This is a genomic window from Streptomyces sp. Q2 (assembly GCF_056820935.1).
This window is the reverse complement of the sequence record NZ_JBXEJE010000036.1, coordinates 60,543-74,082: the sequence shown is the minus strand read 5'-3', so window position 1 is coordinate 74,082 and position 13,540 is coordinate 60,543. Positions and strand designations below refer to the sequence as shown.

The window sequence follows — 13,540 nt, the reverse complement described above, 5'->3', positions numbered from 1 at the left end:
GCCCCCTCGGCCCGGGCGGGCGCCCCCAGTCGCGTAGAAGGGACTATCCGGAAGCCTTGGCCAGCTTCAGCGCGTAGTCCGCCCACCACTCGCCCGCCTTCGGGCCGCCCTTGCACTCGCCGTCCGACTCCCCCGGGCGTTTGACCCAGAGGTAGGCGTCCACCAGAGGATCCGCCGTCTTGGTCGTCGGGGTCTCCCCCAGCGCCCGGCCGGGCGGGTTGCACCAGCGTTCGTCCTGGTTGCCGCCCGTGTACGGGCCGTTGCCGTTGCGGCTGGTGTCGATGACGAAGGGCTTGTCGCCGACCTTCGAGGAGAGGTCCTTGCCGTAGGCGATGGACTCCTGGGTGGAGTAGAAGTTGGAGACGTTGACCGAGAAGCCGTCGGCCTGGTCGATGCCCGCGCGTTTCAGGGGCTCGAAGATCTGGTCGGGGTTGCCCCAGCCGGCGTTGCCCGCGTCGATGTAGACCTTGGTGTTCTCCAGGGTCTTGAGCTTGCCGACGGCCTCGTTGAGGAGGGCGTAGCGCTCCTCGTGGAACTCCTCGCCGGTGCAGCCGTCGACCAGGTGCAGCACGGCGTCGGGCTCCAGGATCACCGTCGCCGAGCGGTCGCCGATGCCCTTGGCCACGCCGTCGATCCAGGTCCGGTAGGCGTTGCCGTCGGCGGCGCCGCCTTGCGAGTACTGGCCGCAGTCGCGGTGCGGGATGTTGTAGAGGACCAGCAGGGCCGTGCGGTCGGCCTTCTCGGCGGCCTCGGTGAAGCCGCGCGCCTCCTGCTCCGGGTCCTCCACGCCGATCCACTCGCCGGTCGGCTGCTCGGCGATCTTGCGGATCTGCTCGGCTTCCGCCTTCTTGCCGGACTTCTCGTAGGCGACGACCTGTTCCGCCGCGTTGCCGGCCGGGTTGACCCAGAAAGGGTCACTCGCCTTGGGCTGTTGGGTGATCCCGGCGCCGGCGCCGTCCTTCTCCTCGCCGTCCCCGTCCCCCGACGACGAGCACCCCGTGACGAGCAGTGCCGCCCCCAGCACCGCCGCGGAAGCGCGTGTTCGAGCCCCCCTGCTGACGTACATCCAACCCCCCTTGGGTGCACCGTTCCAAGCCCCAATCCTGACACACCCGTCGCGCGGCCCTCGACGCCGTCCGAGCCTTGTCCAGGAGCTGTTACAGCCCTCATGGTCGAGGTACGCGCGCGCCTGTACGGGGGTGCCCGTCACCAGAAGGAGAGTGCTCGCGATGCGGTGCACCACCAGGGAGTTCCGGCTGGCGGCGGCACTGGTGGAGGCGGCGGACACACTCACCGACGGCTTCGAGGCCACGCCCTACCTGCAACGGGTCTGCGACCACTGTGTCGAACTGTTGTCCGCACGGGCGGCCGGGATCATGCTCATGGACGGCGGTGAGGCGGTGTCGCTGGCCGGCAGCAGCCGGCACCAGGACGTGGCGCTCGACCTGCTGGCGGCGCAGCACGGCGGCGGGCCCTGTCTGGAGAGCTACGGCTCCGGCAAGCCCGTGCCCCCGGTGTCCATCCGGGCGGCCCACGCGGACGAGCGCTGGCCGGCCTTCACCGAGCAGGCCCTCGGGCACGACATCGTGGCGACCTACGCGGTCCCGCTGCGCCGCCGCGAGACACTGCTGGGCGCGCTGAACGTGTTCGGGCCGACGCCGCCCTCCGCGCCGGAGGGCAGCACGGCCCAGGAGCTGCTGGTGGCGCAGGCCATGGCCAACGCGGCGGCGGTCGGTCTGCAGAACCACCGCACGTCCAGCCGGTACCGCACCCTGTCCGGGCAGTTGCAGCAGGCCCTGTCCAGCAGGGTGCGCATCGAACAGGCCAAGGGCATGCTCGCCGAGCGCCGGCAGGTCGGCGCCGACCAGGCGTTCACCGCGCTGCGCCGGCACGCCCGGCGGCGCCGGCTGCCGCTGGACCGGGTCGCGAGCGCGGTGATCGAGGGGCTCGCGGCCGACGCCGAACCGCGTGGGGAGACGCCGCCCGGCGGGACGCCGTGGAAACCGCGTACCGCCCTGTCGTCCTCCCGGTGCCACCAGCGTGGATGACGCAGAGCCACAGGGCGGGAACTTGGCGTCAATCGACCTCTAGGCCCCGGCGCCCATCCGCCCTAGAGTCTTCTCAGTCGGCCCCAGCCCCTGGCCACTCAAGCCTCCCGCGCCGGCGCCGGGTTACTCCCGCAGCCCGTGCGCGCGCGGTCGAGGACCAGCCCGGTCGGCGGTTTTTCTGGGGGGAGCGGGCCGCCGACCGGGCCGGGTGCGGCCCGCGACCACCTGTCAGACCCGGTTGCGCCTGACGAACAGGACCAGTGCGCCGCCGAGCAGGAGCGCGCCCGTGGCGGCGGTGGCCGCCAGGGGCAGGGTGCCGCTGCTCCCGGTGGAGGCGAGGGAACCGGTGCCGGTGGCGTCGTCGGCCGCGGAGACCGTCTGGGTCCGGGGGTTGTTGCCGTCGGTCCCGGGGGCGGTGGACGCCGACGCGGAGGCACTCGGCGCGGGGGCGCCGTCGGCGCCGCCCTCGACCTTGACCGTGATGGGCGCGGTGTCGTTGCCGTGCTTGTCGTCGAAGGTCATGGTGTTGCCGTACGACGTGGTCGCCAGGGCCTCACCGGTGGTGGTCACGGCGTTTTCCCGGATCTGCAGGCCGAACCGGAAGGAGCGGGTGTCCCCGACGGCGAACTGGAGCGGCCGCGGGTGGCAGATGTACTGCGGCGCGCCCGGCGTCTGTTCACCGGTGCCGGACTCCGCCTCCTCGTTCCACACGCTGCAGCGGTCGGGGATCTCCACGGCCTTGGTGCCGGTGGGGACGGTCACCAGCAGCGCGGGCTGGTCGTCGCTGGCGTTGTAGCCGACCCAGCCCGGGCCCTCGTTGGTCAGGGAGACGTCCACGTGGACCAGGTCGCCCGGTGCGCCCTCGGCGGTGTCTCCGCCCGCGACCATGTCGGCGGTGCTGTCGGCGTCGATGTGCCGCCGGCTGATCGGTGTGCCGTCGGTGGCCGCGGCTCCGGCGGCGACCAGGGAGAGCGCGGGACCGTTGCCCGCGGGAGGCTTGGTGTCGCCATCGGACAGGGGCAGGGCCTCGTGGCTGAAGTACTCGAACAGGGCCTGCGGGGTCAGGTCCAGCCCGACCGGCTGGTCCAGCCGGTAGCTCTTGCCGGGCTCGACGACCGTGCCGAACGTGCACAGCGCCTGCTCCGTCAGACCGTAGGCGTCCCCGACGGCCTTGGAGTACACGCAGTTGGAGAAGCGCTCCGCGTACTCGAGCCCGATGGTGGTGCGCAGCCGCAGCTGGACCCCGTCGGCGGGCAGCGTGCCGGTGTTGCTGATGGTGACCGGGTTGGTGACCGTGGACCCGGGCTTGTCGCCCTTGCGGTCGGGGAGCTTGTTCACCGTCAACTCGGTGGTTCCCGCCGTCAGTTTCACGGGGACGGAGACCACGGTGCCGTTGGACGACGTGCCGCTCAGGGTCACCGTGCCGGTGGTGCCGAGCGGCGTGCCGGGCTTGGCGTTCACATCCGCGATGTACCCGGAGTTGCCGCCCTCGGGGACGTCCGCGATGGCGGGCCAGGTGAAGGTGTCGAGCGACTTCCCGTCGACCGTGACCCAGTCCTTGACGTCACTGAGGTCCGCGCTGATGGTGACGTCCTTCGCCGTGCCGGGCCCGTCGTTCTTCAGGCCCCAGCTGATCAGCGGCGGATCAGCGCTCGGCGGTACGGGCAGCCCGATGCTGTCGCTCCGCACGTAGATGCGCACGACCGGTCCGTCGGCCGCCTGGGCGGACGTGGCGGGCAGCCATACGGCGACGGCGGCCGCGAAGGCGGCCAGAACCGCCCCCGTCTTGCGTCGGCGGTTGATCATCCCTGGGTCCCTCCCCGCGGGGCGAACCTCGCCCCGCCGGCCACTCAGACATCCGACAGCCAACCAGGGTTGTACGGGAGTTCCTGGAGACCGCCGCGTTGTACGGGAGTGCTAGAGACCGCTGCCCGTGAGGTACGCCGAGACGATCACGTTCGCCGTGTAGCTGCGGCTGGCCCGGTCGAAGCTGCCGCCGCAGGTGATCAGGCGCAGCTCGGCCCGTCCGGTCTGGCGTGGGCCGTAGGCCTGCTGTGCGTCGAAGTGGTCGCGGGTGACGACCTGGACGTCGTCGACGGTGAACTCGGCCACCTTGCCGTCGTCGCGCAGCACCCGGACCGTCTCGCCCGGCTTGAGGGAGCTGAGCTTGTAGAAGACGGCGGGCCGGGTCTCGGTGTCGACGTGACCCACCATCAGCGCGGTCCCGGCCGCCCCCGGCCGCACGCCGCCGGCGTACCACCCCACGACCGCCGACTGTGCGAACGGCGGCGGGTCGATCGCCCCTTCCCGGTCCAGTCCTCGGGCCACCACGGGTGCCTGCACCCCGAGGTAGGGAATATCGACGCGCTGCGGCAGGGCCGCGCCGAGCGGCCGGTGGGCGGGCGGCAACTCCACTTCCGGCGGCCGCCCGACCGCCGCCATGTCGCCCGTGGTGGGCGCGGATATCCCGGGTCGTACGTCGGTCACCTCGCGCCCCCACAGCCACAGCCCGAGCAGCAGCACCGCCCAGGTCACGCCGGTCAGCAGACGGCCGGTGCCGGAGGAACGTCCGTGGTCGGACATGTCGGTCAGCCCGTCCTGCGGCTCCGGCGGGTACTCCGGAGCACGACGGCCACCGCCGCGGCCGCGGCGAGGATCAGGCCGATCACGGCGTGCCCGGTGCCGGGACCGGCGGCACGCGCCTCGTCGGCGGGGTCCACGGCCGCGAGGCGCGCGGTGCCGCCGCCTCCGGCCCGCACGGGGGCGATCGGGGAGGTGGGGGTGGTGGGCTGGTGTGCGGCCTGGTCGGGCCGCGGCGCTTTCTCCACGACGGTCAGGGCGGCCTTGCGGTCGCTGTCGCCGCAGGTGATCTTCACCTCGTAGGAGCCCGCCTTGACCGAGGCGCGCACCCGGGTCTCGCCGACGAGCGTGCCGTCGGTACCGGTGAGCTTGATGTCCGCGACGAAGGCCGCCGAGACGGCCGTGGCGGTCCGGGTCGTGCAGTCCGAGACCCGCAGCGCGATGTCGGTGCCGGGGGCGGGGGTCGAGGGGGTCACCGCGATGCCGTTGGCTCCGTCCGCCGCGTACGCCGTCGGGGTGAGGACGGCGGCGACCACGAGGCCGGTACAGAGAGTGAGACGTGCTGAACCCATCGTGAACCTCCAGATATCTGGAGCCTCCCCCTCGGGCCGCGGCCCCGCATCCTCAGCGGGGCCGCACTGCTCCGAACGGGTCAGGAAAGGTTTCAGACCCGGTCGACGAGGTCTGCGATCGAGTCCACGACCTTGGACGGCCGGTACGGGAAGTTCTCGACCTGCTCGGGCCGGGTCAGGCCGGTGAGCACCAGGAACGTCTGCATTCCGGCCTCTATGCCGGCCAGGACGTCGGTGTCCATGCGGTCGCCGATCATGGCGCTGGTCTCGGAGTGCGCGCCGATGGCGTTGAGCCCGGTCCGCATCATCAGCGGGTTGGGCTTGCCCGCGAAGTACGGCTGCCTGCCGGTCGCCTTGGTGATCAGCGCGGCGACGGCTCCGGTCGCCGGGAGCGGGCCCTCGGTGGAGGGGCCGGTCTCGTCGGGGTTGGTGGCGATGAAGCGGGCGCCGGCCTCGATGAGCCGTACGGCCTTGGTCATGGCCTCGAAGGAGTACGTGCGGGTCTCGCCGAGGACGACGTAGTCCGGCTCGTGGTCGGTGAGGATGTAGCCGATGTCGTGCAGCGCGGTGGTCAGGCCCGCCTCGCCGATCACGTACGCCGAGCCGCCCGGCCGCTGGTCGTCCAGGAACTGGGCGGTGGCCAGCGCGGAGGTCCAGATGGACTCGACCGGCACGTCCAGGCCCATGCGCCGCAGCCGGGCGTGCAGATCGCGCGGGGTGTAGATCGAGTTGTTCGTCAGGACCAGGAAGGGCTTCCCGGACTCCTTGAGCCTCTTGAGGAACTCCTCGGCGCCGGGGATCGGTATGCCCTCGTGGATGAGCACACCGTCCATGTCGGTGAGCCATGACTCGATGGGCCTGCGGTCTGCCATGTGCGGGATCTCCTGCCGTACGCATGCCGCATGAACGCGGTGCTGGGTGCGCCCCAGCCTAGACAGTGGCCGGATCTTGGGGGAATGGCCAGTTTCCGTGGAGATGACCGCCGACCGGCTCAGCGGCGTCCGCGGGCCAGCAGCAGGGCGCCGCCGGTGACGAGCAACAGGGCGAGGGCCGCGAGGGCGACGGCTGTGCGCAGGCCGGTGAGGGCGAGTTCCTGGGCCTCGTCGGAGAAGGGGAGGCGAGGGATGGAGGTGGAGGTGGAGGTGGAGGTGGAGGTGGAGGTGGAGGCGGGGGTTGCCGTGTGGGCGGCGTCGGTGGCTGTGTCGGTGGCAGTGGCGGTGGCGGTGGCGGTGGCGGCGGTGGCGGCGGCGGCGGTGGATTCGAGGGCCGGGCTGCGCTCGGGAGACGGTTCGGTGTCGACGCCGAAGCGGTAGTCGTTGGACTGGCCGATCCACTCGCCGTCGTCGTCGTGGCGTTGTACGACGGTCGCGTTGGCGGTGACCTCGTTCGGTACGGCGTCCGAGGTGAGAGCGAGCCGGACCTTCACGGTGAGGGTCTTTCCCGGGCCGACGGTGAACCCGGGAAAGCCGGCCGGCTCGTCGGCGAAGACGCCCACGAGCTCGTCGGCGTCGGTGTGCTCGAAGCGGACGGGGTGGGGGCGGGTGCCGCCCCGCGCTGTGCCGTCGTAGAACTCCAGCCGGGGCTGGGAGGGTGCGAGGCTCCGCGCCTCGTCGGCGAGGACGACGACCGGGTGGATGTTCGCGCAGGTCCGGGTGGTGGTGTTGGTGAGGTCCAGGTACCAGGTGCCGTACCCGCCCCCGGCCTCGTAGGAGCGGGGTCCCCCGTGAATACGCGTGGTGACCGGAAACCCCCGCTCCCCGGAGGCGGCACAGGATCCACCGGAGTCGGCATACGCCGACACGGGGAGCAGTACGGCGGCGGCTGCTGCGAGGCAGAGGCAAACGGGCACGGGCACAGGCATGGGCAGTCGCATGAACACATGACCATGCCGGGTGGGGGCGGGGTCGCGGGGGCGCCATGCCGGGCGAGGGGAAGGAGGGGGTGGGATTCCGCCCGATTGGCGGGGGGGCATCCCGCGGGCAATCGTGCCGCCGGGGCGGCACGATTGGGCGCAGACGGCACCCCGCCCACGCCGGGCCGCGCGAGCCACCCCCGCCCGGCCACAACCGCCCCGCCCGCACACGGACGGGCGTCACCCGTCCCCCCGCCCGAACAGCGGCGCGAGCAGCAGTTGCGCCGCGCCTTCCGCGACCCCGCCGGAGGCGACCCGCACCGGCACCGGCAGCGAACCCCGGGCGCGGGCGTCGAGAACGATGGCCACCCCTCGTACGAAGGCATCCGGGGTCGCGGTGATCGTACGGCCGCCGAGCAGCACGAGGTCGATGTCCAGCAGCCCGACGAGGTTCGCGACGCCCTCGCCGAGCACCCGCGCCGCCTCCCCGATCTCGCCGCGTGCCACCGCGTCCAGGCACAGCGTCTCGACGCAGCCCCGGTTCCCGCACTCGCAGCGCGGCCCGTCCAGCTGGATGACCTGGTGTCCGAACTCCCCCGCCCCGGTCCGCGCCCCCCGGTGCACGACCCCGCCGATCACGAGTCCGGCGCCGAGCCCCGTACTGAGGTGGAGATAAGCGAAGGACCCGCCCCCGCCGCCCTGTCCCGCCACGGCCAGTCCGAGCGCCGCCGCGTTGGTGTCCTTGTCGACGACGACGGGCACCCCGAGCCGCCGCATCAGCGTGGACCGCAGCGGAAACCCGTCCCACTCGGGGAACCCGGTGACCCGGTGCAGCATGCCCCGGGCGTGGTCGAGGGGACCGGGGAGAGCGACGCCGATGCCGAGGAGGGAGGCGACCTGGGCGAGCGCCACGCCAGAGGGTTCGAGTCCCTCCGCCACCAAGCCCCCCGCCTCCCGCGCCACCGCCCCCACCAGGGCCTCCGCACCCGCACCCAGGTCCAGCGGGGCCCGGCGTTCGCCGACCACGGTCCCGTTCAGGTCGACAAGGACCGCGCGCAACTCGTCCCGGTCCAGATGGACCCCGATCGCGTGTCCGGCCCCCGGCACCAGACGCAGCACCGTGCGCGGCTTGCCGCCCGTCGACGCGCGCTGCCCGGCCTCCGCCGCCAGCCCCTCCTCCCGGAGCCGGGCGGTGATCTTGCTAACGGCCTGGGGGGTCAGTCCGGTCCGCTCGGCGAGTTCGAGGCGGCTGATGCCGTCCGGGCCCGCGGTGCGCAGCAGGTCGAGCACCAGCGCGGCGTTGTGGCTGCGCAGCGCGAGCAGATTGGCGCCGCCGGGCCCGCTGCCGTACGCCCTGCCGTTCGTCCTGTTCACAGCTCCATTCTCCCCCGCGCTTGCACTTTGGCAACAGCGTTGCGAAAGTGGAGGTCATGACTGGACGCAAGACTGCTGGTACCCCTCTCCGCGTGGGCCTCGTGGGCTACGGCCTCGCCGGCTCCGTCTTCCACGCCCCGCTGATCGCCGCGACCGAGGGCCTCGCCCTGGACACGGTGGTCACCTCGAACCCCGAGCGGCAGGAGCAGGCCCGCGCCGAGTTCCCGGACGTGCGCCCGGTCGCCTCGCCGGACGAGCTGTTCGACCGGGCTGACGAGCTGGACCTGGTCGTCGTCGCGTCCCCGAACAAGACACACGTCCCGCTCGCCACCGCCGCCCTCAAGGCCGGCCTGCCCGTGGTCGTGGACAAGCCCGTCGCCGGCACCGCCGCCGAGGCACGCGAGCTGGCGGCCCTCGCCGAGGAGCGCGGCCTGCTCCTGTCCGTCTTCCAGAACCGCCGCTGGGACAACGACTTCCTGACCCTGCGCAAGCTGTTGGCGGACGGCGAGCTGGGCGACGTCTACCGCTTCGAGTCCCGCTTCGAGCGCTGGCGGCCCCAACTGAAGGGCGGCTGGCGCGAGTCCGGCGACCCGGCAGAGATCGGAGGTCTGCTCTACGACCTCGGCAGCCACCTCGTCGACCAGGCACTGGTCCTCTTCGGCCCCGCGGCCTCCGTGTACGCCGAGTCGGACGTCCGCCGCCCTGGCGCGGAGACGGACGACGACACGTTCATCGCGATCACGCACACCAACGGGGTCCGTACCCACCTGTACGCCTCCGCCACCACCGCCCAACTCGGCCCCCGCTTCCGGGTGCTGGGCTCGAAGGCGGGCTATGTGAAGTACGGCCTCGACCCGCAGGAGGCGGACCTGAAGGAGGGCAGGCGCCCCGGCGGGACCACCGACTGGGGCGCGGAGCCCGAGTCGCTGTGGGGCCGGGTCGGCGCCGGGGGTCCCCCCTCTGGGGGAGAGTCCCCGCTGACCGGCGGCGGCCGCCCAGAACCTACCCTTCCCGGCGACTACCCGGCCTACTATGCGGCCGTGGCCAGGGCCCTTGCCGACGGCGGTCCCAACCCGGTGACCGCGCTGGAGGCGGCCGCCGCCCTCGACGTACTGGAGGCGGCGCGCCGTTCGGCCCGTGACGGAGTGGCGGTGTCGCTGTGACGCAGAACCAGTCGCGCAATCAGTCGCGCAACCAGTCGCACAACCAGGAGATCACCCCGAAGTTCCACCCGGAGCTCACCCCGCCCCTGGAGGAGCTGGAGGCGCAGGAACGCCGTCTGGTCTTCCGCCAGTTCACGAACGACGACGCGTGGGCGCTGGGCTCCCTCATCGTCGACCTGGCCCGCGAACGCCAGGCCCCCGTCGCCGTCGACATCCACCGCGCCGGCCAGCAGCTCTTCCACGCGGCGCTGTCCGGCTCGGCCCCCGACAACGACGCCTGGATCGTCCGCAAGCGCCGGGTCGTGGAGCGCTACGGCTCCGCCTCCTACCTGGTGGGCGCCCGTTTCCGCGCCAAGGGCACGACGTTCGAGGAGTCCTCCCGTCTGGACCCGGACGAGTACGCGGCCCACGGTGGCTCCTTCCCGATCACCGTGGAGGGCGTGGGCGTGATCGGCGCGGTGACGGTGTCGGGGCTGCCGCAGTTGCAGGACCACCGGTTCGTCGTGGAGGCGCTGGAGCAGTTCCTGGGGCTGGCCGAGCAGTGACCGGCCGAGCGGTGACCGGTGACCGGCCGAGCGGTGACCGGTGACCGGCCGAGCGGTGACCGGTGACCGGTGACCGGTGACCGGTGAACGATGACCGGTGAACGGTGACGGGTCATCCAGGGATCGGCCATCCAGTGACCCGTCATCCGGTGACCGGTCACTGAAGGGAAGATCTCGGGGCACCCTCCGGTTGGCATCGCCGTACGGCACACGCACCGACTGGAGGGTCCACCCCATGAGCGACGCGTTGAAGGAATCCATCGGACGGTACGGCGTCTGGAGCGTCGGCCTGCGTTCGGAGGATCCGGACCGGCAGGGCGAACTCGCCGAGGCGGCAGCCGAGTTGGAACAGCTCGGCTTCGGCGCGGTGTGGCTGGGCGGCAACAGCTCCGCAGGCCACGCCGCCCCGCTCCTGGAAGCCACCTCGACGCTCACGGTCGGCACCAGCATCCAGAGCATCTGGGAGCACGAGGCCATCGACAGCGCCGCGAGCTTCGCCGAGCTGGAGGCCGCCCACCCGGGCCGCTTCCTCCTCGGCCTCGGCGTGAGTCACGCCAAGCTCGCGGAACAGTACCGACGCCCGTACTCGGCCCTGGTCGCCTACGTCGACGCCCTGGACGAGGCGGCCGTACCGGCGGACCGCCGGCTCCTGGCCGCCCTCGGTCCGAAGACGCTGGAACTGTCCCGCGACCGGGCCGCCGGCTCGATCCCGTACCTGGTCACGCCCGAGCACACGGCGTACGCCCGCAAGATCCTCGGCGAAGCCCCGCTCCTGGCCCCCGAGCTGGGGGTCGTCCTGGAGGCGGACCCGGACCGGGCCCGCACGCTGGCCCGCGAGTTCCTCGCCATGTACCTCACCCTCCCGAACTACACCAACAACTTCCTGCGCCACGGCTTCACCGACGACGACCTCGCGAACGGCGGCAGCGACCGGCTCGTCGACGCGCTGTTCGCATGGGGCGACGAAACGACGATCCGCGCCCGCATCGACGCGTTCTTCGAGGCGGGCGCGGACCATGTGGCGTTGCAAGTGGTGGACGGCGGGTCCAGGGACGTCCTGCCGCGGGAGAGCTGGCGCCGGGTGGCCGCCCTGCTGGCGTGAGGGGACGCCCCTAGGGGCGCGGGGAACTGCGCGAGCGACCACGGACAACCCGCGGCCGCCGAACAACAGCAGCCCCCCGCCCTCTAGGCGTCCTTGAACTCCTGCCGCTGCCGGCCGAGCCCCTCGATCTCCAGCTCCACCACGTCCCCGGCCCGAAGGAACGGCTTCGGCTCGGGCGCACCGAGCGCCACCCCCGCCGGCGTCCCGGTATTGATCACGTCACCGGGATACAGGGTCATGAACTGGCTGACGTACCGCACCACTTCCCCGACGGGGAAGATCTGCTCGGCCGTCGTACCATCCTGCTTCAGCTCCCCGTTGACCCACAGCTTCAGCGACAGATCCTGCGGATCGGCCACCTCGTCCGCCGTCACCAGCCACGGCCCGAGCGGGTTGAACGTCTCGCAGTTCTTCCCCTTGTCCCAGGTCCCGCCCCGCTCGATCTGGAACTCCCGCTCGGACACGTCGTGCGCCACCGCGTACCCGGCGACACACGCCAGCGCCTCCTCCGTGGACTCCGCGTACCGAGCCGTACGCCCGATGACGACCGCCAGCTCGACCTCCCAGTCGGTCTTCACCGACCCGCGAGGGACCAGCACGGTGTCGTAGGGCCCGACCACCGTGTCCGCGGCCTTGAAGAAGATCACGGGCTCGGCGGGCGGCTCGGCCCCCGTCTCCCGCGCGTGGTCGTGGTAGTTGAGCCCGATGCACACGATCTTGCCGATCCGTGCGAGCGGCGGTCCGACCCGCAGCCCGGTGGCGTCCAGCGCGGGCAGCGAACCCGCGTCGACGGCGGCGCGGATCCGGCCGAGCGCGGCGTCGTCGGCGAGCAGCGGTCCGTCGATGTCCGGCACGACGCCGGACAGATCCCGCAGGGTCCCCTCGGAATCGAGCAGCGCGGGCCGCTCCGATCCCGCCGTACCGACTCGCAGCAACTTCATGGTCACAATCTCCCTCGATCGCGGGCACGTCGACCGATGGGTGCAGCCATCGGATGACTGGTCGATCGTCCAAGGTCGGCGTCCGGTCCGCAATACCCGGTTCACGGACTGGACCGGTGCCCTCAGGCTCCAGGACGCGACGCGGACTCAGCGGTAGAGCACCGCCCGTTCCACCGCGCTCCACGTCGTGCTGGTCACCACGTACAGCGCGGCGGCCAGCGGCACCACCGCCACGGTGAAGAGCGTGAAGAAGGACATGAACGGCATGACCTTGGTTACCGCACCCACCCCGGCCACCTGCCCGCCGCCTCCCACCGGCATCGCCGGATTCGCGGCCATCATCCGCTTCGTACGGCGGTAGTTGAACACGGCCACCACGGCGACGAAGACGAACAGCCCGACGTACACGAGCCCGGCGGCCCCGAACGCCCCGCCGGAGCCGAGCGCGTCCGTCCAGCGGTCGCCGAGGGGCGCGGCGAAGAGCTGGTGCGAGAGGAGTCCGTTCTCCTGTCCGCCGATCCGTGTGTTGGAGAACAGGTGATAGAGGAGGAAGAACGCCGGCATCTGGAACAGGCTCGGCATACAGCCCGACAGCGGCGACACCTTCTCCTCGGCGTGCAGCTCCATCACGGCCTTCTGGAGCTTGGCGGAATCCTTCCCGTGCTTCTTCCTGAGCTCCGCGACCTTCGGCTGGAGCGCGGCCCGGGCCTTCTGTCCCCGCGCGGCGGCCCGGGCCAGGGGATGTACGAGGAGTCGTACGAACGCGGTGAACAGGACGATCGCGGCGGCCGCCGCGGTCGCGCCGAACAGCGGCTGGAGCAGGTCGGCGAGGTGCCGGACCAGATCGGCGAAAACGGACATGGGTGAGCCCTCCGAGGGTCTCGTCGTGCCGGGTGATGAACGACGGCATGACGACCCGCGCGGGGCGGCGATGGAGTGTGGGGGGTGCGGCTGCTGCCCTACGCGACGGTCGTCGGGAGGGCGTGACCCGGCGCTCGGGGCCGTGTGCGCCCCTTCGCGTCGGGGTCGCGTTGCGGCAGGAACGCCGTACGGCGGGCGCGGTCGCGGATGGCCGTACGCACCCGGGTGGGCGGCACGGTGAGCGCGGAGCGGGAGGCGAGGAGCGAACAGGCGGCGAACGCGGAACCGGCCGCGGCGGTCGCGGCGAGCGCGACGGTCGCGGAGAGGCTGCCGGCGTCGAGCATCACGACGTCGAGGAAGAGGATCAGCAGGAGGGCTGCGGGGCGCAGATTCGCCAGACTGCGGATCATGGGCGGGCCCTCCTCTCCTACGTCGGCCGGTACGTCTGCGCGTTCGCGCTTGTACGTGTGCTTGTCCTGCCCTTGGTTATACCTGATCGGGC

At 72.1% G+C, this 13,540-nt stretch carries 14 protein-coding genes; 4 read left to right on the top strand and 10 right to left on the bottom strand.

Annotation, left to right across the window (positions count from 1 at the left end):
• Nucleotides 1-43: 43 nt before the first annotated feature.
• The gene (locus tag ACWBNA_RS34345) at nt 44-1,066 is read right to left on the bottom strand and encodes a glycoside hydrolase family 6 protein (RefSeq protein ID WP_482708422.1); all 1,023 of its coding nucleotides are present in this window, start codon (nt 1,064-1,066) and stop codon (nt 44-46) included.
• A 163-nt stretch (nt 1,067-1,229) separates the two neighbouring features.
• Here ACWBNA_RS34345 and ACWBNA_RS34340 point away from each other — a divergent pair, with 163 nt between their 5' ends.
• Complete coding sequence (locus tag ACWBNA_RS34340) at nt 1,230-2,048, top strand: GAF and ANTAR domain-containing protein (protein WP_482708421.1); 819 nt, start codon at nt 1,230-1,232, stop codon at nt 2,046-2,048.
• A 228-nt stretch (nt 2,049-2,276) separates the two neighbouring features.
• On the opposite strand, the gene ACWBNA_RS34335 is transcribed toward ACWBNA_RS34340, so the two are convergent.
• The 6 genes from ACWBNA_RS34335 to ACWBNA_RS34310 form a co-directional block, all read right to left on the bottom strand.
• A complete protein-coding gene (locus ACWBNA_RS34335; protein ID WP_482708420.1) occupies nt 2,277-3,854 on the bottom strand; it encodes a hypothetical protein in 1,578 nt (525 codons plus the stop codon).
• A 111-nt stretch (nt 3,855-3,965) separates the two neighbouring features.
• A complete protein-coding gene (locus tag ACWBNA_RS34330; protein ID WP_482708419.1) occupies nt 3,966-4,631 on the bottom strand; it encodes a class F sortase in 666 nt (221 codons plus the stop codon).
• Nucleotides 4,632-4,636: 5 nt separating this feature from the next.
• A complete protein-coding gene (locus ACWBNA_RS34325) occupies nt 4,637-5,200 on the bottom strand; it encodes a hypothetical protein (RefSeq protein WP_482708418.1) in 564 nt (187 codons plus the stop codon).
• 92 nt (nt 5,201-5,292) lie between these two features.
• The gene (locus ACWBNA_RS34320) at nt 5,293-6,072 is read right to left on the bottom strand and encodes an HAD-IIA family hydrolase (protein ID WP_482708417.1); all 780 of its coding nucleotides are present in this window, start codon (nt 6,070-6,072) and stop codon (nt 5,293-5,295) included.
• A gap of 119 nt (nt 6,073-6,191) precedes the next feature.
• Nucleotides 6,192-7,073, bottom strand: coding sequence for a hypothetical protein (locus ACWBNA_RS34315; protein ID WP_482708416.1), 882 nt, complete (start codon nt 7,071-7,073; stop codon nt 6,192-6,194).
• A 219-nt stretch (nt 7,074-7,292) separates the two neighbouring features.
• Nucleotides 7,293-8,426, bottom strand: coding sequence for an ROK family transcriptional regulator (locus ACWBNA_RS34310; RefSeq protein WP_482708415.1), 1,134 nt, complete (start codon nt 8,424-8,426; stop codon nt 7,293-7,295).
• A gap of 56 nt (nt 8,427-8,482) precedes the next feature.
• Between ACWBNA_RS34310 and ACWBNA_RS34305 the strand changes: the two genes are divergently transcribed.
• From ACWBNA_RS34305 to ACWBNA_RS34295, 3 genes are all read left to right on the top strand, one after another.
• Nucleotides 8,483-9,589 carry a Gfo/Idh/MocA family oxidoreductase gene (locus tag ACWBNA_RS34305; RefSeq protein ID WP_482708414.1) on the top strand — a complete coding sequence of 369 codons (1,107 nt, stop codon included), beginning with the start codon at nt 8,483-8,485 and terminating at the stop codon, nt 9,587-9,589.
• Nucleotides 9,586-10,134, top strand: coding sequence for a heme-degrading domain-containing protein (locus tag ACWBNA_RS34300; RefSeq protein WP_482708413.1), 549 nt, complete (start codon nt 9,586-9,588; stop codon nt 10,132-10,134). The genes ACWBNA_RS34305 and ACWBNA_RS34300 overlap by 4 nt, the downstream gene beginning before the upstream one ends.
• Nucleotides 10,135-10,369: 235 nt before the next feature.
• Nucleotides 10,370-11,236 (top strand): LLM class F420-dependent oxidoreductase, encoded by an 867-nt coding sequence (locus ACWBNA_RS34295; RefSeq protein WP_482708412.1) that lies wholly within the window; start codon nt 10,370-10,372, stop codon nt 11,234-11,236.
• 83 nt (nt 11,237-11,319) lie between these two features.
• Here ACWBNA_RS34295 and ACWBNA_RS34290 read toward each other — a convergent pair whose 3' ends face one another.
• From ACWBNA_RS34290 to ACWBNA_RS34280, 3 genes are all read right to left on the bottom strand, one after another.
• The gene (locus tag ACWBNA_RS34290) at nt 11,320-12,177 is read right to left on the bottom strand and encodes a fumarylacetoacetate hydrolase family protein (RefSeq protein WP_482708411.1); all 858 of its coding nucleotides are present in this window, start codon (nt 12,175-12,177) and stop codon (nt 11,320-11,322) included.
• A 147-nt stretch (nt 12,178-12,324) separates the two neighbouring features.
• Nucleotides 12,325-13,038, bottom strand: a complete 714-nt coding sequence (locus ACWBNA_RS34285; RefSeq protein ID WP_482708410.1) for a YidC/Oxa1 family membrane protein insertase — start codon at nt 13,036-13,038, stop codon at nt 12,325-12,327.
• A gap of 98 nt (nt 13,039-13,136) precedes the next feature.
• Complete coding sequence (locus ACWBNA_RS34280; RefSeq protein ID WP_482708409.1) at nt 13,137-13,448, bottom strand: DUF6412 domain-containing protein; 312 nt, start codon at nt 13,446-13,448, stop codon at nt 13,137-13,139.
• Between the last annotated feature and the right edge of the window lie 92 nt (nt 13,449-13,540).

Coding starts and splice junctions, on each gene's coding strand:
- ACWBNA_RS34285 (WP_482708410.1), bottom strand. CDS start 13,038: ATGTCCGTTTTCGCCGATCTGGTCCGGCACCTCGCCGACCTGCTCCAG.
- ACWBNA_RS34305 (WP_482708414.1), top strand. CDS start 8,483: ATGACTGGACGCAAGACTGCTGGTACCCCTCTCCGCGTGGGCCTCGTG.
- ACWBNA_RS34325 (WP_482708418.1), bottom strand. CDS start 5,200: ATGGGTTCAGCACGTCTCACTCTCTGTACCGGCCTCGTGGTCGCCGCC.
- ACWBNA_RS34315 (WP_482708416.1), bottom strand. CDS start 7,073: ATGCGACTGCCCATGCCTGTGCCCGTGCCCGTTTGCCTCTGCCTCGCA.
- ACWBNA_RS34345 (WP_482708422.1), bottom strand. CDS start 1,066: ATGTACGTCAGCAGGGGGGCTCGAACACGCGCTTCCGCGGCGGTGCTG.
- ACWBNA_RS34280 (WP_482708409.1), bottom strand. CDS start 13,448: ATGATCCGCAGTCTGGCGAATCTGCGCCCCGCAGCCCTCCTGCTGATC.
- ACWBNA_RS34340 (WP_482708421.1), top strand. CDS start 1,230: ATGCGGTGCACCACCAGGGAGTTCCGGCTGGCGGCGGCACTGGTGGAG.
- ACWBNA_RS34295 (WP_482708412.1), top strand. CDS start 10,370: ATGAGCGACGCGTTGAAGGAATCCATCGGACGGTACGGCGTCTGGAGC.
- ACWBNA_RS34290 (WP_482708411.1), bottom strand. CDS start 12,177: ATGAAGTTGCTGCGAGTCGGTACGGCGGGATCGGAGCGGCCCGCGCTG.
- ACWBNA_RS34330 (WP_482708419.1), bottom strand. CDS start 4,631: ATGTCCGACCACGGACGTTCCTCCGGCACCGGCCGTCTGCTGACCGGC.
- ACWBNA_RS34335 (WP_482708420.1), bottom strand. CDS start 3,854: ATGATCAACCGCCGACGCAAGACGGGGGCGGTTCTGGCCGCCTTCGCG.
- ACWBNA_RS34320 (WP_482708417.1), bottom strand. CDS start 6,072: ATGGCAGACCGCAGGCCCATCGAGTCATGGCTCACCGACATGGACGGT.